This is a genomic window from Streptomyces griseocarneus, from assembly GCF_014655595.1.
In the GTDB taxonomy this organism is placed as follows: Bacteria; Actinomycetota; Actinomycetes; order Streptomycetales; family Streptomycetaceae; genus Streptomyces; species Streptomyces griseocarneus.
Map to the genome: position 1 here is coordinate 26,434 of NZ_BNBL01000018.1, position 20,000 is coordinate 46,433.

General features: G+C 72.8%; 16 protein-coding genes. 8 read left to right on the top strand and 8 right to left on the bottom strand.

The window, feature by feature from the left end:
- The first annotated feature begins 114 nt into the window (after nt 1-114).
- Nucleotides 115-534 (top strand): Zn-ribbon domain-containing OB-fold protein, encoded by a 420-nt coding sequence (locus IE295_RS30755; protein WP_190067069.1) that lies wholly within the window; start codon nt 115-117, stop codon nt 532-534.
- A 30-nt stretch (nt 535-564) separates the two neighbouring features.
- Here the strand turns inward: IE295_RS30755 and IE295_RS30760 are convergent, their stop codons facing one another.
- Nucleotides 565-1,737: a thiolase C-terminal domain-containing protein gene (locus tag IE295_RS30760; RefSeq protein WP_190067070.1), complete on the bottom strand. Its 1,173-nt coding sequence runs from the start codon at nt 1,735-1,737 to the stop codon at nt 565-567.
- 92 nt (nt 1,738-1,829) lie between these two features.
- Here IE295_RS30760 and IE295_RS30765 point away from each other — a divergent pair, with 92 nt between their 5' ends.
- Both IE295_RS30765 and IE295_RS30770 read left to right on the top strand, forming a co-directional pair.
- Nucleotides 1,830-3,089 (top strand): acyl-CoA dehydrogenase family protein, encoded by a 1,260-nt coding sequence (locus IE295_RS30765; protein ID WP_190067071.1) that lies wholly within the window; start codon nt 1,830-1,832, stop codon nt 3,087-3,089.
- Complete coding sequence (locus tag IE295_RS30770) at nt 3,089-3,577, top strand: nitroreductase family deazaflavin-dependent oxidoreductase (protein ID WP_190067072.1); 489 nt, start codon at nt 3,089-3,091, stop codon at nt 3,575-3,577. The genes IE295_RS30765 and IE295_RS30770 overlap by 1 nt, the downstream gene beginning before the upstream one ends.
- Nucleotides 3,578-3,791: 214 nt before the next feature.
- Here IE295_RS30770 and IE295_RS30775 read toward each other — a convergent pair whose 3' ends face one another.
- Nucleotides 3,792-4,439 carry a TetR/AcrR family transcriptional regulator gene (locus IE295_RS30775; RefSeq protein ID WP_190067073.1) on the bottom strand — a complete coding sequence of 216 codons (648 nt, stop codon included), beginning with the start codon at nt 4,437-4,439 and terminating at the stop codon, nt 3,792-3,794.
- Nucleotides 4,440-4,765: 326 nt separating this feature from the next.
- Between IE295_RS30775 and kbpA the strand changes: the two genes are divergently transcribed.
- A complete protein-coding gene (kbpA, locus tag IE295_RS30780) occupies nt 4,766-5,578 on the top strand; it encodes an AfsK-binding protein KbpA (RefSeq protein WP_190067074.1) in 813 nt (270 codons plus the stop codon).
- Between the two features lie 262 nt (nt 5,579-5,840).
- A complete protein-coding gene (gene afsK, locus IE295_RS30785; RefSeq protein ID WP_190067075.1) occupies nt 5,841-8,381 on the top strand; it encodes a protein serine/threonine kinase AfsK in 2,541 nt (846 codons plus the stop codon).
- 19 nt (nt 8,382-8,400) lie between these two features.
- Here the strand turns inward: afsK and IE295_RS30790 are convergent, their stop codons facing one another.
- From IE295_RS30790 to IE295_RS30800, 3 genes are read right to left on the bottom strand one after another with little or no spacing between them, the layout of a single operon-like run.
- Nucleotides 8,401-9,168, bottom strand: coding sequence for an enoyl-CoA hydratase/isomerase family protein (locus IE295_RS30790; RefSeq protein ID WP_190067076.1), 768 nt, complete (start codon nt 9,166-9,168; stop codon nt 8,401-8,403).
- A complete protein-coding gene (locus IE295_RS30795; RefSeq protein ID WP_190067077.1) occupies nt 9,165-9,629 on the bottom strand; it encodes a Zn-ribbon domain-containing OB-fold protein in 465 nt (154 codons plus the stop codon). Before IE295_RS30795 ends, IE295_RS30790 begins: the two co-directional genes overlap by 4 nt.
- A 6-nt stretch (nt 9,630-9,635) precedes the next feature.
- A complete protein-coding gene (locus IE295_RS30800) occupies nt 9,636-10,787 on the bottom strand; it encodes a lipid-transfer protein (RefSeq protein ID WP_190067078.1) in 1,152 nt (383 codons plus the stop codon).
- Between the two features lie 261 nt (nt 10,788-11,048).
- On the opposite strand from IE295_RS30800, the gene IE295_RS30805 reads away from it, so the two are divergent.
- Complete coding sequence (locus tag IE295_RS30805) at nt 11,049-12,677, top strand: FadD3 family acyl-CoA ligase (protein WP_190067079.1); 1,629 nt, start codon at nt 11,049-11,051, stop codon at nt 12,675-12,677.
- Nucleotides 12,678-12,807: 130 nt separating this feature from the next.
- Here the strand turns inward: IE295_RS30805 and IE295_RS30810 are convergent, their stop codons facing one another.
- The 3 genes from IE295_RS30810 to afsR form a co-directional block, all read right to left on the bottom strand.
- Nucleotides 12,808-13,029, bottom strand: coding sequence for a hypothetical protein (locus IE295_RS30810; RefSeq protein ID WP_190067080.1), 222 nt, complete (start codon nt 13,027-13,029; stop codon nt 12,808-12,810).
- 650 nt (nt 13,030-13,679) lie between these two features.
- Nucleotides 13,680-13,889, bottom strand: a complete 210-nt coding sequence (locus IE295_RS30815) for a hypothetical protein (protein ID WP_190067081.1) — start codon at nt 13,887-13,889, stop codon at nt 13,680-13,682.
- 368 nt (nt 13,890-14,257) lie between these two features.
- On the bottom strand, nt 14,258-17,191 hold the full coding sequence (afsR, locus tag IE295_RS30820) for an SARP-family global regulator AfsR (RefSeq protein WP_190067082.1): 2,934 nt from the start codon (nt 17,189-17,191) through the stop codon (nt 14,258-14,260).
- Nucleotides 17,192-17,345: 154 nt separating this feature from the next.
- Here afsR and IE295_RS30825 point away from each other — a divergent pair, with 154 nt between their 5' ends.
- Complete coding sequence (locus tag IE295_RS30825; RefSeq protein WP_190067083.1) at nt 17,346-18,566, top strand: amidohydrolase family protein; 1,221 nt, start codon at nt 17,346-17,348, stop codon at nt 18,564-18,566.
- 171 nt (nt 18,567-18,737) lie between these two features.
- Complete coding sequence (locus IE295_RS30830) at nt 18,738-19,868, top strand: LLM class flavin-dependent oxidoreductase (RefSeq protein ID WP_190067084.1); 1,131 nt, start codon at nt 18,738-18,740, stop codon at nt 19,866-19,868.
- The last annotated feature ends 132 nt before the right edge of the window (nt 19,869-20,000 follow it).

Consider the following 20,000-nt stretch of genomic DNA (forward strand, 5'->3'; position numbering starts at 1 on the left):
GCTCGCTGGCCGATAAGCTGACGTTGAGTCAGATTACAGATGTGACAAGCCGTCAGGAACGGTCTTGCGTCGGAACGGTCCGAACAGTTCGGAACACATGACGAGGTGGGCACCGTGAACGGATCGCCGCGCTCCGACGTGCCGGAGATCGATGACTTCACGCGGCCGTACTGGGAGGCCGCGGCCGGCGGCCGGCTGCTGATACGGCGCTGTCGCGCCGCCGGATGCGGGAAGGCGCACCACTATCCGCGCGAATTCTGCCCGCGGTGCTGGAGCGCGGATGCCGTCTGGGAGGAGGCGAGCGGCCGCGCCCGGCTCTACACCTGGTCCGTGATCCATGTGAACGACCTTCCGCCCTTCGGGGCCAGGCTGCCGTACATGGCTGCCGTGGTCGATCTCGAGGAGGGCCCGCGGATGATGAGTGAGGTGATCGACTGCCCTGAGCGGGAGTTGCGCATCGGCATGCGGCTTCGGGTCGCCTTCCGCCGGGATCCCGGCGTTCCGGTGGCGGTGCCGGTGTTCCGGCCGGAGTAGGGCGGCCGGCCCTGGCGTGAGAGGGGGGGGTCAGTCGCGGCCCAGGACGACCGTGCCGGAGGAGCAGAACCAGCCGCCGGTACCCGAGGCGACGGCGAGCCGGGGCGCCTGACCGCCGGCCGTCCGCACCTGGCGGCCCTCCTCCGCCTCGCCGCGCAGCTGACGTACGGCCTCCACCAGCAGGAACAGTCCCCGCATGCCGGGGTGACACGCGGAGAGCCCGCCGCCGTCGGTGTTGACGGGAAGGTCGCCGTGGACGGTCAGTCGCCCGTCCGCGACGAACGCGCCGCCCTCGCCCTTCGCGCAGAAGCCCAGGTCCTCCAGCGTCACAAGGGTCATATAGGTGAAGGCGTCGTACACCTCCGCCACGTCGATCTCGTGCGGTGCGATGCCCGCGCGCTCGAAGGCCAGGCGTCCCGATACGGCCGCCGGAGTGACCGTGAAGTCCTCCCACTCGGACATCGCGGTGTGCGACACGGCCGTGCCCGATCCCAGCACCCAGACCGGCGGCTTCGCGGCGTCGGCGACGTACTCCTCGGCCGCCAGCAGGACAGCGCAGCCGCCGTCGGAGCGGATGCAGCACTGGAGCCTGGTGAAGGGGTCGGCGATCATGGGCCCGGAGAGCACCTCGTCGATGGTGAGCGGGGTGCGGTACAGGGCGTGCGGGTTGTGCGCGGCGTTGGCCCGGGCCTGCACGGCGATGTCGGCCAGCTGCGCCGGGGTCGTCCCGTACTGGTGCATGTGGCGTCGGGCCGCCATCGCGTACTTGGCGATGAGGGTGTGGCCGTAGGGGGCTTCGAACTGCGCGGGGCCCCGGTTGCCGAAGGAGAGGGCGGCGGTGCGGCGGCCGGCCCTGATGTCGGCGCGGGCGGTGGAGCCGTACACCAGCAGGACGGCGTTCGCGTGGCCCGCGGCGATGGCGTCGGCCGCGTGGGCGGCCATGACCTCCCAGGTGGAGCCGCCGACGGCGGTCGAGTCGACCCAGGTGGGGCGCAGTCCCAGGTATTCCGCGACGTCGACGGGGGCGAGCGCGCCGAGTCCGGCGGAGGCGAATCCGTCGACGAGGTCCTTGCCGAGGCCCGAGTCGGCGAGGGCGCGGCGGGCGGCCTGGGCGTGCAGGGCGTACGGCGTGAGCGTGTCGAGGCGGCCGCAGTCCGCGAGGGCGACACCGAGGACGGCGGCTCTGCGATTGCCTGGAGTCATAAAACTGACGGTACATCAGCTGTGCTCTGGGAAAGCCGGTCGCGCAAACCTAATATGACCCACCGTCAGTTTCGCCGAGAGGGGTGCCGCTCATGGATGCCACGGTCAGCGAGGAGCAGCGGGAGATCCGGCGCACCGTGCGTGCTGTGCTGCTCAAGCACGCCCGGCCCGGTGATGTCAGAGTGGCGGTTCTGACTCCTCGCGGCTACGACGAAGGGCTGTGGCGCCGGCTCGGGCGAGAGCTGGGGCTGGCGGGGCTGGCTGTGGAGGAACGGTACGGGGGAGCCGGGTACGGGCCGGTGGAGCTCGCCCTGGCCTGCGAGGAGACCGGGCGCGCGCTGTGCCCGTCGCCGCTGTTCGCGACGGCGGCGCTCACCACGCCGCTCGTGGCCGCGCTCGGCACCGAGGAGCAGCGCGAGGGGCTGCTGCCCCGCCTCGCCTCCGGTGAGCTGACCGGAACGCTCGTCCTGCCCAGCGGCACCCTGCCGGCCGCCCTCGGCCTGACCGGCCGGGCCGGTGCCACAGCCAGTACGGGAGCCGGCCGCGGGGACGGCGGGTCCGCGGCCGGCTGGTCCGGCGGGGGCCGGTCGGGCGGGGTGCAGGCGCGGCGGACGGGCGACGGCTGGCGGCTCTACGGCGAGGCCGCCCAGGTGCTGGACGGGCACAGTGCCGGTCTCCTGGTGGTCGCCGCGCACACCGGCGGGTACGCGCGCGGACGGACGCCGCTCTTCCTCGTCCGGCCTGAGGAGGCGCGCGGTGTGGTCCGCAGGCGGCTGACCGCTCTCGACGAGACCCGGCCCCAGGCCCGCCTCGAGCTGCGGGACGTGCGGGCCGAGCTGCTGGGGGCGACGGACGACGACGCGTGCGGCGCCCTGGCGGCGCTGGGCGGCACCGTGGCGGCCGTACTGGCGGCGGAGGCGGTCGGTGCGGCGGACCGGGTGCTGGAGCGAACGGTGGAGTACGCGCGCGTGCGGGAACAGTTCGGCAGGCCGATCGGCTCCTTCCAGGCGGTGGGACACCGGCTGGCTGACCTCCACGTGGCCGTGCAGGCGGCCCGCTCGGCGGCGTACTACGCGGCGTGGGCCGCCGGGGCGGGGCAGGCGGGCACCGGGGCGGCCGTCGCGGGTGTGGCGCTCGCGAGGGCGCTGGAGACGGCCCGGCAGGTCGCCGGGGAGGCTATTCAGCTGCACGGAGGCATCGGGGTGACCTGGGACCACGACGCGCAGCTGTACTTCAAACGGGCGACGTCGGACGAGCTGCTGTTCGGGCCGGTGCACGGCCTGCGCGCGCGGGCGGCGGCAGCGGCCGGGCTGTTTGACGCGACGGACGGCCGGGAAGCGGTGGTGCTGTGATGGCCGCCGTCGTGCGCCTGGTGCAGAGGGTCTCCTCGAGCCGTACGTTCGCCAGAGTCGCCCCGCACTTCATCCCGGCCGTGGACCGCGCGGTGCACCGGATGACGGGCGGAAGGGTGCTGCTGAGCGCGCGCATGCTGCCCGGAGTCGTCCTGACGTCCACGGGAGCCAGGAGCGGTCAGGCCCGGCGGACGCCTCTGGCGTGCATGCCGGAGCGGGGTGCGGGCGATGACACATGGGTTCTGATCGGCAGCAATTTCGGGCGTCCCGGTCACCCCGCCTGGACGGCGAATCTGCTGGCGCACCCGGACGCGGAGATCAGCTGGAAGGGTCAGGACATCCCCGTGCGGGCGCGGCTACTGCGGGGGGCCGAGCGGGAGGCCGTGTGGGCGGCGGTGCTCGACTTCTGGCCTCCGTATGCGCGGTACCAGGCGCGTATCGAGCGGGAGATCCGGCTCTTCCGGCTGGAGCGGCGACAGACGCGGTGAGCGGCCGGGGGAGGCGTGCGGGAGAGGAACGCGGCGGGTGAGTCGCGACGGCGAGGGAACGCGCGAGCGGCGTTCGCTGTCGCGTCGCACCGCGGCGGGCCGCACGGGGCCGAGCCCGAGCGGCCCGCCGCTGCGATGACAGGACGTGCGTGGTGCGGCGCTCTCGCGCCGGATCGCCGTGAGCCGTGGCCTGTCCGGCCGTAGGCGGCGGGCGTTATTTGGTCGGCTTCTTGCCCGTGATGCCCAGGTGCACCAGCAGCGCCAGGTTGGGCTTGAGTTCGGCCTGCTTGACGCCCCAGCTCTGGAAGCCCTTCTGGTGCGAGGCCACCGCCGCGAGCATGGCGACGAGCGCTCCGGCCACGGCGGCCGGGTTGACGTCCTTGTCCACCTTGTTCTTGGCCTGGAGCTCCTTGACGGAGTCCGTGAGGGAATTGGTGACGGCGTTGAGGATCTTCATGCGGATCTTGTAGAACCGCTTGTCGCCCTCGGCCGCCCCGAGATCGACGACGCGCAGGATCGCGTCGTGCTTCCGCCAGAAGGCCAGGAAGCCGTCGACCAGTTCCTCTGCCGCCTGCCAGCCGGACCTGCCCACCCATGAGCGACCGGCGACGAATTCGGTCAGGCTTGCGCCCTCCTTCGCCATTTCCTCCGCGAGCTCGAGGACGGCGCCCTCGACGTCGGGGAAGTACTGGTAGAAGGTCGCGGGAGAGGTACCGGCCCTGCGGGCGACGTCGATGACCTTGACGTCCCGGTAGGGCGAGGAGCTGAGCATTTCGCTGAGGCAGTCGAGCAGCTTCTGCCGCGTCGCCTGGCCGCGCCGACCGGCCACCCGGCCGTCGACGGTGCGTACTTGTCCTGTCATGCCGTCAGCTTACCGAGGGGTGATCGGAGCGCGATTCGGCCGCATGCAAATGGGGGCGGGGGTCTGCGGTGGGGTACAGCCGCAGGTCAGAGCGGTTGTGAGGGCCCGGGAAGACAGTTGAAGTGGATTGGCCCGTACCGGTGAATTGTCCTATCAACAAGCTGTGGACGGCGATATCCACAAGCGCATTCCCGGCACTATCCACAGGCCGCGCGGGATCGGTGAAAGCCCCTTACCGTGGCAGCGAGAACACCGGTGCGGGAACACCCCGTACGGCGGGTGTCATGTCCGGTCGCGCAGTCCGGTCGCGCGGGAAGGAGCCGACCATGAGCACAGCCACGGACGGAATCCAGGAAGGCGTGCCCTGCTGGGCGGATGTGATGCTGCCCGACGTCGAAGCCGGCAAGCGGTTCTACGGCGAACTCCTCGGCTGGACCTTCCAGGACAGCGGCGGCGAGTACGGCCACTACACCCAGGCCTTCCACGACGGTAAGAACGTCGCGGCGCTGGCGCCCAAGCCCGACGGCCGGATGCCGACCGCCTGGTCCGTCTACTTCGCCTCCGCCGACGCCGCCGCCGCGGCGGACCGGATCCGGGCCGCGGGCGGACAGATCATCATGGGGCCGATGGCGATCGGCCCGTTCGGCACGATGGTCATGGCCGCCGACCCCGGGGGAGCGGTGTTCGGGGTCTGGCAGGCGGGCAGCCACAGGGGCTTCGAGAAGCGGGGCGAGCCCGGCTCGTTCGGCTGGACCGAGGTGTTCACCTGGGACGTCAAGGCGGTCGACCCCTTCTACGAGGCGGTCTTCGGCTTCAGTACCCATGACGTGAGCGACGAGGCGGGCATCGAGTTCGCGATATGGACCCCCGCCGGAAAGCCCGCCGCCCCGGAGAACGCCGTAGCGGGCCGGGCCGTCATGGACGGCCGCTTCCCCCAGGAGATGCCCGCCCACTTCCTCGTCTACTTCGTGGTCGAGGACTGCGACGACACGGTGCGCACGGCGCTGCGGCTGCGCGGCCGGGTCCGCCGGGATCCGCAGGAGACGCCCTACGGGCGCTTCGCCGTGCTCGCCGACGATCAAGGGGCCGACTTCGCCGTGATCGACGTCTCGGACGTCTCCCAGCCGGGGCAGGGGTAGCGGCCGGGGCAGAAGCGGCCGGCGAGGGTGCTGGGGCGGGGGTGGGACTGCAAAACGCGAGGTGAGAGGGGGGCGTAGGGGCGAGTGTTCCGCATGTGGTGGCATATGGCCGGATATGGCGGAGACACGGCGAAGCGTGCCCCGGGTTCGCAACCGGGGGCTTCGCCAGGAAGAATCAGGGTGCGTACCCCGGGATAATTTCGCGGTGAGACGCTGCACGGGGCTGAAACTCTTCAAGCCCCCACGGGGAGGTGGCAGGTCAGTGGTGGAGCAGCTTACGCAGCACGACCCGAGACGGATCGGCCCGTTCGAGGTGCTCGGCCGACTCGGTGCCGGCGGCATGGGGCTGGTCTATCTCGCCCGCTCGGCGTCCGGCCGGCGCGTGGCGATCAAGACGGTGCGTACGGAGCTCGCGGAGGACCAGCTCTTCCGCGTCCGCTTCACCCGTGAGGTGGAAGCGGCCCGTGCGGTCAGCGGCTTCTACACCGCCGCCGTCGTGGACGCCGATCCGCGGGCGGCCGTGCCCTGGCTGGCCACCGCGTACGTTCCCGCGCCCTCGCTCGAGGAGATAGTCAATGAGTGCGGGCCGCTCCCGGCCCAGGCCGTGCGCTGGCTGGCGGCGGGCATCGCGGAGGCGTTGCAGTCCATCCACGGTGCCGGGCTCGTCCACCGTGACCTCAAGCCGTCGAACGTGCTCGTGGTGGAGGACGGCCCGCGGGTCATCGACTTCGGCATCGCCTCGGGTGTGTCCAACACGCGGCTGACCATGACCAACGTGGCCGTCGGCACGCCCGCGTACATGTCACCCGAACAGGCGCGCGATTCCCGCAGTGTCACGGGCGCCAGCGACATCTTCTCCCTGGGCTCCACGCTGGTCTTCGCAGCGACCGGCCACGCTCCGTTCCACGGCGCGAACCCCGTCGAGACGGTCTTCATGCTGCTCCGGGAGGGCCCGGACCTGGGCGGCCTGCCGGACGAGCTGCGACCGCTCATCGAGTCCTGCATGCAGATGGCCGCGGAGAACCGCCCCAGCCCCGCCGATCTGCAGTCCCAGCTCGCTCCGCATCTGTTCGCCTCCGGCGGCGACGACAGCGGCACGGCCTCCGCGTGGCTTCCCGACAACGCCGTCTCCCTGATCGAGCAGCGCCGGGCCGGGCACCGCCCGTCCGCCGCCGGAGGGGCCGGCGGCGGCCGGAGCCGGTCGAGCGCGCCGCCCCGGCCCGCCCAGCCCCCCACCCCCTCCCGCGCGCCCGAGCCCGTCGCGGCGTACGACCCGCCGGGCGGCCGTGTCCCGGCCGCCTGGGCCGACGGCCATGCGAGCGGCCCGGCCGCCGGCCGGTCCGGCAGCGTGGGCGCGCCCGACCCCCGCGGCGGACTGAGCGGTCCGCACGCCGCACGCTCCGGGGTGGCCCCCGTCGGCCCGCAGGGCCGGCACGCCGCCGTCCCGGCGGCCGCCGCGCCCGACGGGACCGTCCGGCTGGCGGGCTCGCAGGTGCCGATCGGCCCGGGACCGCGCGTCGCCGACGCGCGCGACGCCCACGACCGCACGGGCGCCAGCTCCACGACCGGCTGGGTACGCCCCCCGGCCGGGGCCCCGGTCGCGGCCGTTCCCGCCCAGCCGCCGGCGCCGGCGCCGGAAGCGACGCCGGACGGCGACAACACGCAGGCAGCTCCCGGCCGTTGGCGGCCCTGGCGGTTCCGCATGTCCAACGACGTGTGGGGCACGCCCGTCGTCTCCGGGGACCTGCTGTACGTCACGTCCTTCGAGGTCCACGCCCTCGATGTGGCCAGCGGACGGCGGCAGTTCAAGACCCGCGACGTGGCCTGGGCCATGGCCGTCGCCGACGGCCGCATACACGCCTCCGACGGCCCGACCCTCTACGCGCTGGACTCCGCCGACGGTACGGAACGGTGGCGGCTGGCGACCGACGGCTGGGTGTACTCCCTCAAGGCCGACCGGGGCACCGTGGTCACGGGCACCCGTGGCGGCGGCGTGCAGGCGTGGGAGGCCGCCAACGGCGAGCTCCTGTGGGAGATGAGCGGGGCGCAGACCGACTTCGAGACTCCCGACTGCGGGCCGGTCGTCCACGACGGCACGGTGTACGTGTGGGCCGACGCGCGGCTGCGCGCGCTCGAGGCCCGTACGGGCGTGGAGCGCTGGTCGTACCCCGTGGGCGACACGGCGGCCTGCGGCGGCGTGCCGGTGCGGCTGCTGCCGGCGTCCGACGGCGTCGTGTACGTCTCCGCCGGGACGCGCGTCCTCGCGATCGACGTGGCGCGGGGCGACGTGCGCTGGCGCTTCGAGGCGCCGGCGGTCTTCCTGAGCGCACCCGCGTTCGCCGCCGGGCCCGCGGTGACCGGCGGCGGCGTCTACATCGCCGACTACCTGGGCACGGTGTACGCCCTGGACGCGACGACCGGCCGCGACCGCTGGCGCATCGCCACCGAGGCCCGCCAGTCGACCGAGCCGGTGCTCGTCTCGGCCGGAGCGGTGCACCTGGGCAGCGGCAGCGCGCTGTACACGCTGGACGCCGTCACGGGCACGCCCAGGTGGCGGTTCGCGGCGGGCGGGGAGATCGTCGGCGCCCCCGTCGTCGCCGACGGCAGGGTGCACTTCGGCTCGGCCGACCACTGCCTCTACACGGTGGACGCGGCAGGCGGGCAGCTCCGCTGGAAGCTGGCCACGGGCGGCGAGATCACCGGCTCGCCGGTGGCGGCCGCCGGCGTCGTGTACGCGTGCAGCAAGGACCGGTGCGTCTACGCGCTGGACGCGGCGAAGGGGACGGGCCTGTCGCGGCGGTGACGCCGGCGACGGCTCGCGGTCACCGCACGCGGTGCTCGCGGGTGCGGGCGGCGAAGCGTGCCGCCTGGTCCGACGGCGGAAGGCTCCCCAGCGAGACGAGGTGGGGAGCCACAGCGAAGGCGTGCGCACGGGCGGCCTCCCTGGCCGCCCAGAGGGCGCGTACGGTGCCCTGCACCGCCTCGGTCGGGTAAGCGGCGATCACGGCCGCCGCGCGCAGCGCCGCGGCCACCGCCCCGCCGGGCGGGGTCAGCTCCGAGACCAGCCCGATGTCGTACGCCCGGCGGGCGGAGAGGCGCTCGGCCGTGCCCATCAGCGCCGTGCGCGCGGCCTCGCCGAACGGCATGCGCTGCACCATGTGGAGGGCCTCGTAGGCGCTGACCATGCCGTACGAGGTGTGGGGGTCGAAGAAGGTCGCGTTCTCGGCGGCGACGAGGAACTCCGACTCGCCCAGCAGATAGAACGCCCCGCCGCAGGCCATGCCGCCGACCGCCGCCACGACCGGCTTCCACAGGTCGGCGGCCTTGGGACCGATGTCCAGGAGCGGGTCGTCCAGGGAGAACGGGGAGCCGGGCTGCGGGACGTCCGCCGAGCGGTCGATGCCTGTGCAGAAGGCGCGGTCCCCCGCACCGGTCAGCACGACGGCCCGCACGTCGTCGTCGCGGCGGAACTCGCCCCACAGCCGCTTCAGCCGGTCAGCCGTGGGGAGGTCGATGGCGTTGTGGCGTTCGGGCCGGTCCAGCGTGACGAGGGCGACCCCGTCCGGCCGGATGTCGGTGCGGACGGTCATCGGCCCTCCAGAACCCAGCGCGGCACGGTGACGCCGGGCGCGATCTCGGCGAACACCGCCGTGACGGGTGCGCCGATCCGCAGCCGCGAGGGCGGTACGGAGTCGAGGCCGGCACCGGCCGTCGCCACCACATTGCCGACCAGGCGGATGCCGGGGGAGTCGGCGAGCTCCACGATGACGACGTTGTACGGCGCCTGTGCGGCGTAGGCGGGCAGGAGAGGCGGATGGGGCAGGACGTACGACCAGATGTGCCCGCGCCCGGACATCCGGCGCCACTCGGTGGCGAACGAACCGCAGCCGGGGCAGCAGGGCCGGGGCGGGAAACGCGGCTCGTGACAGTCCCCGCAGGCCTGAACGCGCAGCTCACCGCGTGCGGCGTACTCCCAGAACGGCCGGCCGTCCGCGTCCGGCACGGGCAGCAGCAGGCCGTTGTCAGTGGTGCCCCTCATCATGGAGGACATGAGCACTCAACTCCTCAGCAGAAGTGCCGAAGTGGGTACGCCCTCGCCCGCCGTGACCAGGCACGTCGCGGCGCCGGGCACCTGCGCGGTGGAGCTGCCGCGGAGTTGCCGGATGCCTTCGGTGATGAGGTTGAAACCATGGACGTAGGCCTCGCTCAGCCCGCCGCCACCGGTGTTGACCGGCAGCCGGCCGCCGATCTCGAGGGCGCCGCCCTCGGAGAAGGCCGCGCCCTCGCCGCGCCCGCAGAAGCCGAAGCCCTCGAGCGAGAGCGGGATCAGCGGGGTGAACGCGTCGTAGATCTGGGCCACATGCACGTCGGCGGGTCCGAAGTCGGCGTGCTTCCACAGCTGCCGGGCAGCGGTCCAGGAGGGGCCGGTCAGCGGGTCGTCGGTCCAGTAGTTGACCATGCCGTGGTGCTGGGCGGGCAGCCCCTGTGCGGCGGAGTGCACATAGACGGGGGCACGGCGGCAGTCGCGGGCGCGGTCGGCGGAGACGACGACGCAGGCCAGTGCGCCGTCCGTCTCCAGGCAGTTGTCGAAGAGGCAGAGCGGCTCGCTGATCCAGCGGGAGGTCATGTACATCTCGCGGGTCAGCGGACGGTCGTACATCATCGCGGCGGGATTCTGGTTGGCGCGGTTGCGGCAGGCCAGGGCGACGTTGAAGAGGTGGTCACGGGTGGCGCCGTACTCGTGCATATAGCGGCGGGCGAGCATCGCGATCTCGTCGGCCGGGCGCAGGAGGCCATAGGGGCGGGTCCACTGGGCCGGGGTGGGGAGCTGGGCCCGGGTGTCGGTCCACGGGCGGGGGCCGGAGCCGCGCTTGCGTGAGCGCCAGGCCACGCCCACGGTCGCCTGACCGGTGGTGATCGCGGCGGCGAGGTGCGCGACGGTGGCACAGGAACCGCCGCCGCCGTAGCCGACGCGCGAGAAGAAGGTCGCGTCGCCCGCGCCGATGGCCTTGGCGAGCTCGACCTCGTCGGTCTCCTCCATGGTGTACGAGGCGAAGGCGTCGACCTGGGAGGGGGGAATGCCGGCGTCGTCCAGCGCGGCGAGGACGGCGTGACAGGCCAGGGTTTTCTCGGATTCGGGGAGTTGCCGGGCGAAGGGGGTCTGTCCAATGCCGACGATCGCAGTGGTGTCCTTGAGGGTTGCCGTCATCGCGGCCTCCGGGCTGTCGTCCGCTGTCCTGCTGCCTGTTGTCCTGTCGTCTGCTGCGCTGTCCTCTGCTGTGGCGCTGATTCCTGCCGTGCAGATCCCTGCCGTGCTGATCTCTGTCGTGCTGTTCGGGATCGCGCTGTGTGCCGCCTCGGCCGCTTGCCTCGCCGGCCCCGCGCCGTCAGTACTGACAGCGCGGAAGGCTATCGCTAATCTGACGAACAGTCAGCTCATGGGGATGCCGGGGGCCCGGGAGGGCGTGCGATGCGCGGTGACCTGGAATTCGGCTCGATATCCCGGCTCGTCCATACGGCGGCCGCACGGTACGCCGATCGCGAGGCCGTCGTCGACGGCCGAGCCCGCGTCTCGTACCGGGAGCTCGGCGAGCGGGTGGACCGGGCCGCCGCCGCGTGCGTGGCCGGCGGGGTCGAAGTGGGGGACCGGGTCGCCGTATGGGCTCCGAATACGGCGGACTGGATCGTCTCCGCCCTGGGGGCCGTGACGGCCGGTGCGGTGCTCGTTCCGGTCAACACCCGCTTCAAGGGCGCCGAGGCGGTCCAGGTGCTCGCACGCACCCGGGCCAGGCTGCTCTTCGTCACGGGTACGTTCCTCGGCACCTCCTACGTCGCCGCGCTGCGCAGTGCGGCGAGGGCGGGAACGGGAGCAGGGGCAGGAGCGGCGCCGGCACCGGGCCCGCTGCCCGGGCTGCCGGAGCTGCGGGACGTCGTCGTCCTGGCCGGCGACGCGCCCGCCGATTTCCACAGCTGGAAGGAGTTCCTCGCCGCCGGGGACGCGGTGCCCACCCGGTCCGTAAGGGCGCGGGCCGACGCCGTCGAGCCGGATGAGGCCTCGGACATTCTCTTCACCTCCGGCACCACGGGGGTGCCCAAGGGCGCTGTCATCACCCACGCCCAGACCCTGCGGGCCTTCGGGGACTGGAGCACGCTGGCCGGACTGCGGGAAGGAGACCGCTATCTGATCGTCAACCCGTTCTTCCACACCTTCGGTTACAAGGCCGGCGTCATCGCCTCGTTGATGCGCGGGGCCACGATGGTTCCTCAGGCCGTCTTCACGCCGGAGGCCGCGCTGGCCACCGTCGTGGCCGAGCGGATCACCGTGCTGCCGGGGCCGCCCACGCTGTACCAGTCCCTTCTCGATCATCCGGCGAGAGCCGGGCGCGACCTCTCGTCCCTGCGGGTGGTCGTGACGGGGGCGGCGGTCGTGCCGCGGCAGCTGGTCGACCGGCTGCGCGGCGAGCTGGGCGTGCCCACGGTGCTGACCGCGTACGGCATGAGCGAGGCGACCGGGCTGGTCACCATGTGCCGGCGAGGTGATCCGGCGGAGGTGGTCGCGACGACGTCGGGGCGGGCCGTGCCGGGCACTGAGGTGAAGGTGGTGGGGGCCGACGGGGTCGCGCTGCCGCCCGGCGAGGCGGGGGAGATCCTGGTGCGCGGCTACCAGGTGATGTCCGGCTACTTCGAGGACGCCGAGGCCACGGCGCGGGTCGTGGACCCGCAGGGATGGCTCCACACCGGGGACGTCGGGGTCCTCGACGGCGACGGCAATCTCCGGGTGACCGACCGGGTGAAGGACATGTACGTCGTCGGCGGCTTCAACGTGTACCCCGCCGAGGTCGAGCGGTCGCTGGCGCGGCATCCGGGGGTCGCCGAGGTCGCGGTCGTCGGCGTGCCGGACGCGCGGCTGGGGGAGGTCGGGAGGGCGTTCGTGGTGCGGCGTGCCGGGACGGAGCCGGAGGTCACCGCGGAGGGGCTGATCGCGTGGGCGCGGCGGGAGATGGCCAACTACAAGGCGCCGCGCGGGGTGGAGTTCGTGGGGGCGTTGCCGCGGAACGCGGCGGGGAAGGTGCTCAAGAGGGAGCTGCGGGAGCTGTGACGGCTGAGGCAGCTGCGACAGCGCCCTCAGGGCGATGTCTCACCCCGGGCGCGGGCACCTTGAAGCCGGACGGGCTCCCCTCGGCCCGTCCGGCCCGTCCGGCCTGTCGGTCGTCAGCGATGCGGACGTACTAGCCGACGTTCGTGACGGCGTCAGGGTGGTCGTCACCGCCACCGGCGGGGTGGTCGTCGAAGACCTTCTGGGCCTGCACGGTGGCGGTCTCGCTCGCCGGGTGGTCGTCGTCGGCCACCGCCGGGACGGCGCCGATGATCGCCGCGGCCGCGGCGACGCCGAGTATCGCGAGCGCCCTCCGGCTGCGGGCCGTCGAGGCGATCGTGGTGGTGCGGTTCATCGCTACTCCTCTGTTCGGGGGTTGTGATGCGTGGGTTGGGTCGGTCCTTGGTGGTCCGTGGTGCTCCGCCGGCGGGTGCCGCGGTGGGGCGCGACTCCGCCTGGGACAGCACGCAGGGGCCGGCATCGACGGCTCCCCCTCCCCGCCGTCGACGCCGGCCCCTGTCGATCCCCCGTTGCTCAACCCCCGTTCCCCCGATTCCCCCGTTCCCCCCGTTGGACCCCCGTCCCCCGTTGGACCCGTTCCCCCGTGTCCCCGTTGAGCCTGGCCCCCCGTTTTCCCCCGTTGGGCCGTTTTCCTCCGTCGGGCTCGGCCCGGTGTTTCCCCCCGTTGGGCCTTGCCCTGCCCCCGTTTCCCCCGTTACTCCCGTTGGACCTGGTCCCCCGTTCCCCCGTTGGACCGCCCCCCGGTGTTCCCCCCGTTTTCCCTGTTCCCCCGTATCCCCCCGTGACCTAGATCCCCCGTATCCCCCGTGGCTCTAGATCCCCCGTGCCCCCGTGTCCCCCGTGCCCCCGTCTCCGTACCCCGTCCCCTGATTTCCCCCGTTGCCCCCAGGGGACCCGGTGGGCCCGGGAGCTTCCGGCCGATGTGTGGCGGAAGCTCCCCGGCTCACGCCGTGGGTCGGAAAGCCGTGGGCGTGAAGCCGTACGTCAGAACGGCTTCTCGGTGGTCGGGTGGTCGTCCAGCAGGCGGAGCGGCGGAGGGCTCGTGGGGTGGTCGTCCATCAGGACGAACGGTTCGGTCCCCGTCGGGTGGTCGTCCCCCGGCCGTGCCTGCACCGCGACCAGCGGTTCGGTCCCCGTCGGGTGGTCGTCCTGCGGTATTGCCTCGACCGGCTTGAGCTGGCGCTCGTCGCTCATCGTCTTCTCCAGGTGGTCAGTGCGAGTCGTAAGGTTCGATGGGGACTGCAGAACCCGCCCGGCGACTCCCCCGAGGACCGCCGGACGGGCACATCAGGGCTGTTCACCCTGGAGGTGAGGCCTCACCTACGACCCGCCTGCCCCCCGACGCGACGGATCGACATCTCCTAGAGTGACGCGTCGCGATAAACGATCGATGAACGGGCACGTGACAGCGTTTTTCCGGGCCATTGTGCGGGGCCTCGGGCGGGGTCGATGTACTGGGCCGACCGGGCCGACCGGGCCGCGCCAGGGCATGCCGAGCCCCCTCGAAAGCGAAGAAACTCGCAGTGAAGCCGGCCTGAAGCCGGCCGCCGACTTGCTCCGCGCTACGCGGCCGCGACCGGCGTCAGCAGGCTGCGGACCTCCATCGCCTCCGACGAGCCCAGCTGCTCGAAGATGGCCAGCGCCTCCGTCCAGCAGGCCTGGGCCCGGCCCGGCTGGCCCAGGGCCTCCAGGGAGCGGCCCAGTACGGTCAGGACGTTCCCGCGCCGCCTGGCGCCGCCGATGCCGCGCAGCTGCGCGAGCGCCTGCTCGGCGTGGGCGGCGGCCTGGGCGGGCCGGCGGGCGGCGAAGTGGAGCTCGGCCATGCGGAAGACGGTCATGCCCTCCCACAGCCGCTGCCGGTTGTCACGGAAGATCGGCAGGGCTTCGTTGAGCCGCTTGAGCGCGTCGTCGAACCGGCCGGCCTTGGTGAGGGCGAGCGCGTACGCGTACAGGCCGTTGGCGAGGCGCCAGGAGACGTTGATCTCGCGGTAGATGGCCAGCGCCTGCTCGGCGAGGCGTACGGCGGACTGGACCTGTCCCATGCCCAGGTGCACCCGGGAGAGGTTGCTCAGGGTGCTCGCCTCGCCCGGGCGGTTGCCGTCGGCGCGGAAGTAGCTCAGCGCCTGCTTGACGAAGGCCTCGGCGTCCTCGTGGCGCTGCTGGTAGATGGCGGCGATGGCACGGTTGTTGGAGCCGTAGCAGCAGGCGATGGGGTCGCCGGTGGCGCGCCCGAGGCGCACCGCGTGGCGGCCGTGCTCGTCGGCCAGGGCGAAGCGGTCCGACCAGTTGTAGACGTGGGTCAGGACCGTGCGAGCGCGGCCCTCGGCGCGGGCGTCGCCGGCCGCCTGGGTGGCGGCCAGGAGGGCGGTGGCGGCCAGCTCGTACTGGCGGGCGTCGGCACCGGACTCGGCGAGGTCCTTGGACGCCAGCAGCAGGTCGACCGCGCGCCGCAGGGTGTCGCCGCCGGCGCCCGCGTGCTGGCGCACGCAGGCCAGCAGGCACCCGGCCTCCGCGTAGAGCCAGTCACCGGCCGCGCTGCGGTCGGTGAAGGTGAGGCCGGGGTGGGTGGTGGGCGTCAGGTGGGCGAGCAGCTGGTCGCCGGGCCGTTCCATGACGTACACGCCGGCGGCGGTGGCGAGGTAGAAGTCCAGCAGGCGGGACATGGCGGCGTCGCGTTCGGCGGGCGGCTGCTCGTCGCGTTCGGCGCATGCACGCGCGTAGAGGCGTACGAGGTCGTGGAAGCGGTACCGGCCCGGGGCGGCGGATTCCAGGAGCGAGGTGTCGACGAGCGACTCGAGCAGCTCCTCGGTGTCCTCGAGGTTCAGGTCGAGCGCGGCGGCCGCGGCGGCGAGCGAGATGTCCGGGCCGTCGGCCAGTCCCAGCAGGCGGAAGGCGCGGGCCTGGCCGGGTTCGAGCTGCCCGTAGCCCAGCTCGAAGGTGGCCTTCACGGCCAGGTCGCCGGCCCGCAGTTCGTCCAGGCGGCGGCGTTCGTCTCCGAGCTTGCGGGCCAGCACCGAGACGGTCCAGGTGCGGCGGGCGGCCAGCCGGGAGGCGGCGATGCGGATGGCGAGCGGCAGGAAGCCGCAGGCGGCGACGACGTCCATGGCGGCGTCGCGTTCGGCGCCCACGCGCTCGGCGCCGACGATGCGGGTGAAGAGGACGAGCGCCTCCTCCGGGCTCATCACGTCGAGGTCGACGAGGTGGGCGCCGGCGAGGTCGACCATGCGGTTGCGGCTGGTGACCAGGGCCGCGCAGCCTTCGTTGCCGGGCAGCAGGGGGCGGACCTGGGCCGCGTCGCGGGCGTTGTCGAGCAGGGTGAGCACGCGGCGGCCGTCGAGGGTGGAGCGGAAGAGGGCGGCGCGCTCCTCGACGCCGTCCGGAATGGCGGAGTCCGGGATGCCGAGGGCGCGGAGGAAGGAGCCGAGGACGGCCTCGGGCTCGGCGACGACGGGCCCGGCGCCCTGCAGGTCCACGTAGAGCTGGCCGTCGGGGAAGCGGTTGCGCGCGGCGTGCGCGACGTGCACGGCGAGGGTGGTCTTGCCGACGCCGCCGATCCCCGCGACGGCGGAGACCGCCATGATGCGGCCCTCGGCCGTCGCCAGTTGCTCGCTGAGCTCGTCGACGAAGGCGGCGCGGCCGGTGAAGTCCGAGACGGTCGCCGGGAGCTGGGCGGGCCGGATGAAGGTGGGGCCTGCCGAGACGCGGTCGGCGGGGGTGAAGTGGACGGTGAGGTCGGCGTCGGCGTTGAGGATGCGCTGCTGCAGTTCCGACAGCTCGGGGCAGGGGTCGACGCCCAGTTCGTCGGCCAGCAGGCGCCGGGTGTCGGCGTAGACGGCCAGGGCCTCGGCCTGGCGGCCGCTGCGGTAGAGCGCGAGCATCAGCAGCTCCCGCAGCCGCTCGCGCAACGGATGCGCGGCTGTCAGGGCCGTCAGCTCCGAGACGGCCTCCGCGTGTCCGCCGACCTCCAGATCGACGTCCAGCCGGGTCTCCAGCAGGCTCAGCCGCCACTCCTCCAGCCGTGCCCGCTGCGTGTCGGCGTACGGCCCGGACAGGCCCGCCAGCGGTTCGCCGTCCCACAGTTCCAGGGCGTCGTTCATCAGCTCGCGGGCCCGGGAGCGGTCCCCGCTGCCGCGGGCCTTGTCGGCCTCCGCCGCCAGCCGCTCGGCCACGTCGATGTCGAGCCCGTCCACCGGGACCCGTATCGCGTAGCCGCCCGCCTCGCTCACCAGCGCGTCCGCGTCCGGCCCGAACGCCTTGCGCAGCCGTGAGGCGTACGTGCGCAGCGCGGCCAGGGCCGCGTGCGGCGGCTCGCCGCCCCACAGGGCGTCGACGAGCTCGGGCGCGGTGGCGGTCCGCCCGCCGCGCAGCAGCAGGGCGGCGAGCAGGGCCCGCTGCTGCGGAGACCCGGTGTTGAGCGGTTCCTCTCCCCGCCAGGCGCGAACAGGCCCGAGCACAGCGAAACGCAGCTGCAGCCCGTGCCCTGTATCACCGGCCATCGTGACCCCCTGCCTGTCCTGCTCGGTCGCACCGGCCAGTCTGCCTTGTTCAGGCCCTCTGCGTCAGCAGGGGTCCGGCCTCTCGCCTCCGCCTGCCAAGGGCCTTCCCCGCGATTTACTGACGAACCGTCAGATCGGCGCTAACGTGTCGGCCATGGCGAGCTTCCCCGCGATAATTTCGGTGGACGACCACACGGTCGAGCCCTCCGACGTCTGGCGGAACCGGCTTCCGTCGAAATTCCACGACGTCGGGCCGCGGATCGTAAGGGCCCCGGTGAAGGAGATGACGTTCACCGGTGGGCGCTTCGCGCCCGTCATGGGCGCGCCGGGGGACGAAGGGCCCGTCGCGGACTGGTGGGTCTATGAGGATTTGTTCCGTCCTCTCACACGGCTGGATACCGCCGTCGGATACTCCAGGGATGAGATCCGGCTCGAGGGGATCACCTACGAACAGATGCGGCCGGGTTCGTACAGCGTTCCCGAGCGACTGGCCGACATGGACCTCAATCACGTCCAGTCGGCCCTGTGCTTCCCGACGTTCCCGCGCTTCTGCGGCCAGACCTTCACCGAGGCCGCCGACCGCGAGCTGGCGCTGCTGTGCGTGCGGGCGTACAACGACTGGATGGTCGAGGAGTGGTGCGGCCCGGCGGCCGGCGGCCGGCTGGTCCCGCTCACGATCGTGCCCCTGTGGGACGCGCGCCTGGCCGCCGAGGAGGTGCGGCGCAACGCCGGACGGGGCGTGCGCGCGGTGTGCTTCTCCGAGATCCCGCCCCGCCTGGGCCTGCCGTCCGTCCATTCCGGCGACTGGGACCCCTTCCTGCGCGCCTGCGCGGAGACCGGGACGGTCGTGGCCATGCACATCGGCTCCTCCTCGCACATGCCCTCCACCTCGGAGGACGCCCCGCCCGCCGTCGGCTCCGCGCTCACCTTCGCCAACTGCTGCTTCTCGCTCGCGGACTGGCTGATGTCGGGCACGTTCGACCGCTTCCCGGGCCTGCGCGTCATGTACGCGGAGGGGCAGATCGGGTGGATCCCGTACCTCCTGGAGCGGGCGGACGTGGTGTGGGAGGACAACCGCGGCTGGGGTGGCATCGCGGACAAGGTGCTGCGGCCGCCGTCGGAGGCGTTCGCGGAGCACGTGTACGGCTGCTTCTTCGATGACGCCTTCGGCCTGCGCAACCTCGACGCCATCGGCGCCGGGAACGTCCTCTACGAGACCGACTACCCGCACTCCGACTCCACCTGGCCCAGGTCGCGGCAGGTGGCCGAGGAGCAGATGGCTCACCTGGCGCCCGACGTGACCGAGCGCGTGGTGCGCGGCAACGCCATCGAGCTGCTGGGGCTCACGCCGGAGGGGCTGTGGGCGGGAGGGTGAGGGGAGACGGGCCCTCTGCGGCCTCCCGGGCCCCGGGGTGACCCCAGGGCGCCCCCAGGGATTCCGTCGGGGCCCTTGCGGCCTCTTGACGCTCCCCGCGTGCGGTGCCACAGTCGCACCTACTTGATCTGACGGTACGTCAGAAACCTCGGAAGACGGGCGGTGGCCACCGTGGAATTCGGGATCTTCGTGCAGGGCTACGTACCGGCGAGCCGCTCGCGGGCCGATCCGCAAGCCGAGCACCACGCGTTGATGGAAGAGGCCGAATACGTCATTCAGGCGGACAAGTCGGGCTTCAAGTACGCCTGGGCCTCCGAGCACCACTTCCTCGACGAGTACTCCCACCTGTCCGCCAACGACGTCTTCCTCGGCTACCTCGCCCACGCCACCGAGCGCATCCACCTCGGCTCGGGCATCTTCAACCCGCTGCCGCAGGTCAACCACCCCGCCAAGGTCGCCGAGAAGGCCGCCATGCTCGACCACCTCTCCGGCGGGCGGTTCGAGTTCGGCACCGGCCGGGGCGCGGGCAGCCACGAGATCCTGGGCTTCCTCCCGGGCGTCACCGACATGGACGCCACGAAGGAGATCTGGGAGGAGACGATCGCCGAGTTCCCGAAGATGTGGCGGGAGGGGGAGTACGAGGGCTTCGCGGGCCGGCACTGGTCACTGCCGCCGCGCCGGATCCTGCCCAAGCCGTACGGCCCCTCCCACCCCGCCATGTGGTACGCCGCGGGCTCGCCCTCCTCGTACGCGATGGCGGCGCGCAAGGGGCTGGGCGTGCTGGGCTTCAGCGTGCAGAAGGTCTCCGACATGGAGTGGGTCGTCGACTCCTACCGCACGGCCGTCCAAGAGGCCGAGGCCGTGGGCGACTACGTCAACGACAACGTCATGGTGACCACCACCGCCATCTGCGCCGAGACCCACCAGGAGGCGGTGCGGATCGCGGCGGGCGGCGGCCTCCACTACCTGCAGTCGCTGCTCTTCCGCTACCACGACACCTTCCCGCGCCCCGAGGGCATCCCCGAGTGGCCCGAGCTGCTGCCCGAGTACACCGAGGAGATCATCGAGCTGCTCATCGCCGAGGAGCTGATGATCTGCGGCGACCCGGACGAGGTGTTCCGCCAGTGCAAGCGCTGGGAGCAGGCGGGCGCCGACCAGCTCTCCTTCGGGCTGCCGGTGGGCGTGCCGTACGAGGACACGATGCGGACCATCCGGCTCATCGGCGAGCACGTCGTCCCGAAGATCGACACCGATCCGGTCCACCGCACGACGCGCTTCCGCCAGGCCGCCGCCACGGCCTGAGCGCCGCGCCCCCGCGCACCGGGGCGGCGCCTCCCGGGCCGCCGCCCCGGCCCCGGCGAGGACGAAGGCCCCCGGCGAGGACGAAGGCCCGGCGAGGACGAAGGCCCCGACGAGGACGAGTGAGAGGACCCG

Bases quoted from the DNA above. Each gene is read 5' to 3' on its own strand.
- IE295_RS30800 (WP_190067078.1), bottom strand. From the start codon at position 10,787: ATGACGGCAACCCTCAAGGACACCACTGCGATCGTCGGCATTGGACAG.
- IE295_RS30790 (WP_190067076.1), bottom strand. From the start codon at position 9,168: ATGACCGTCCGCACCGACATCCGGCCGGACGGGGTCGCCCTCGTCACG.
- IE295_RS30810 (WP_190067080.1), bottom strand. From the start codon at position 13,029: ATGAACCGCACCACCACGATCGCCTCGACGGCCCGCAGCCGGAGGGCG.
- IE295_RS30765 (WP_190067071.1), top strand. From the start codon at position 1,830: ATGGATGCCACGGTCAGCGAGGAGCAGCGGGAGATCCGGCGCACCGTG.
- kbpA (WP_190067074.1), top strand. From the start codon at position 4,766: ATGAGCACAGCCACGGACGGAATCCAGGAAGGCGTGCCCTGCTGGGCG.
- IE295_RS30815 (WP_190067081.1), bottom strand. From the start codon at position 13,889: ATGAGCGACGAGCGCCAGCTCAAGCCGGTCGAGGCAATACCGCAGGAC.
- IE295_RS30770 (WP_190067072.1), top strand. From the start codon at position 3,089: ATGGCCGCCGTCGTGCGCCTGGTGCAGAGGGTCTCCTCGAGCCGTACG.
- IE295_RS30805 (WP_190067079.1), top strand. From the start codon at position 11,049: ATGCGCGGTGACCTGGAATTCGGCTCGATATCCCGGCTCGTCCATACG.
- IE295_RS30760 (WP_190067070.1), bottom strand. From the start codon at position 1,737: ATGACTCCAGGCAATCGCAGAGCCGCCGTCCTCGGTGTCGCCCTCGCG.
- IE295_RS30825 (WP_190067083.1), top strand. From the start codon at position 17,346: ATGGCGAGCTTCCCCGCGATAATTTCGGTGGACGACCACACGGTCGAG.
- afsR (WP_190067082.1), bottom strand. From the start codon at position 17,191: ATGGCCGGTGATACAGGGCACGGGCTGCAGCTGCGTTTCGCTGTGCTC.
- IE295_RS30795 (WP_190067077.1), bottom strand. From the start codon at position 9,629: ATGTCCTCCATGATGAGGGGCACCACTGACAACGGCCTGCTGCTGCCC.
- IE295_RS30775 (WP_190067073.1), bottom strand. From the start codon at position 4,439: ATGACAGGACAAGTACGCACCGTCGACGGCCGGGTGGCCGGTCGGCGC.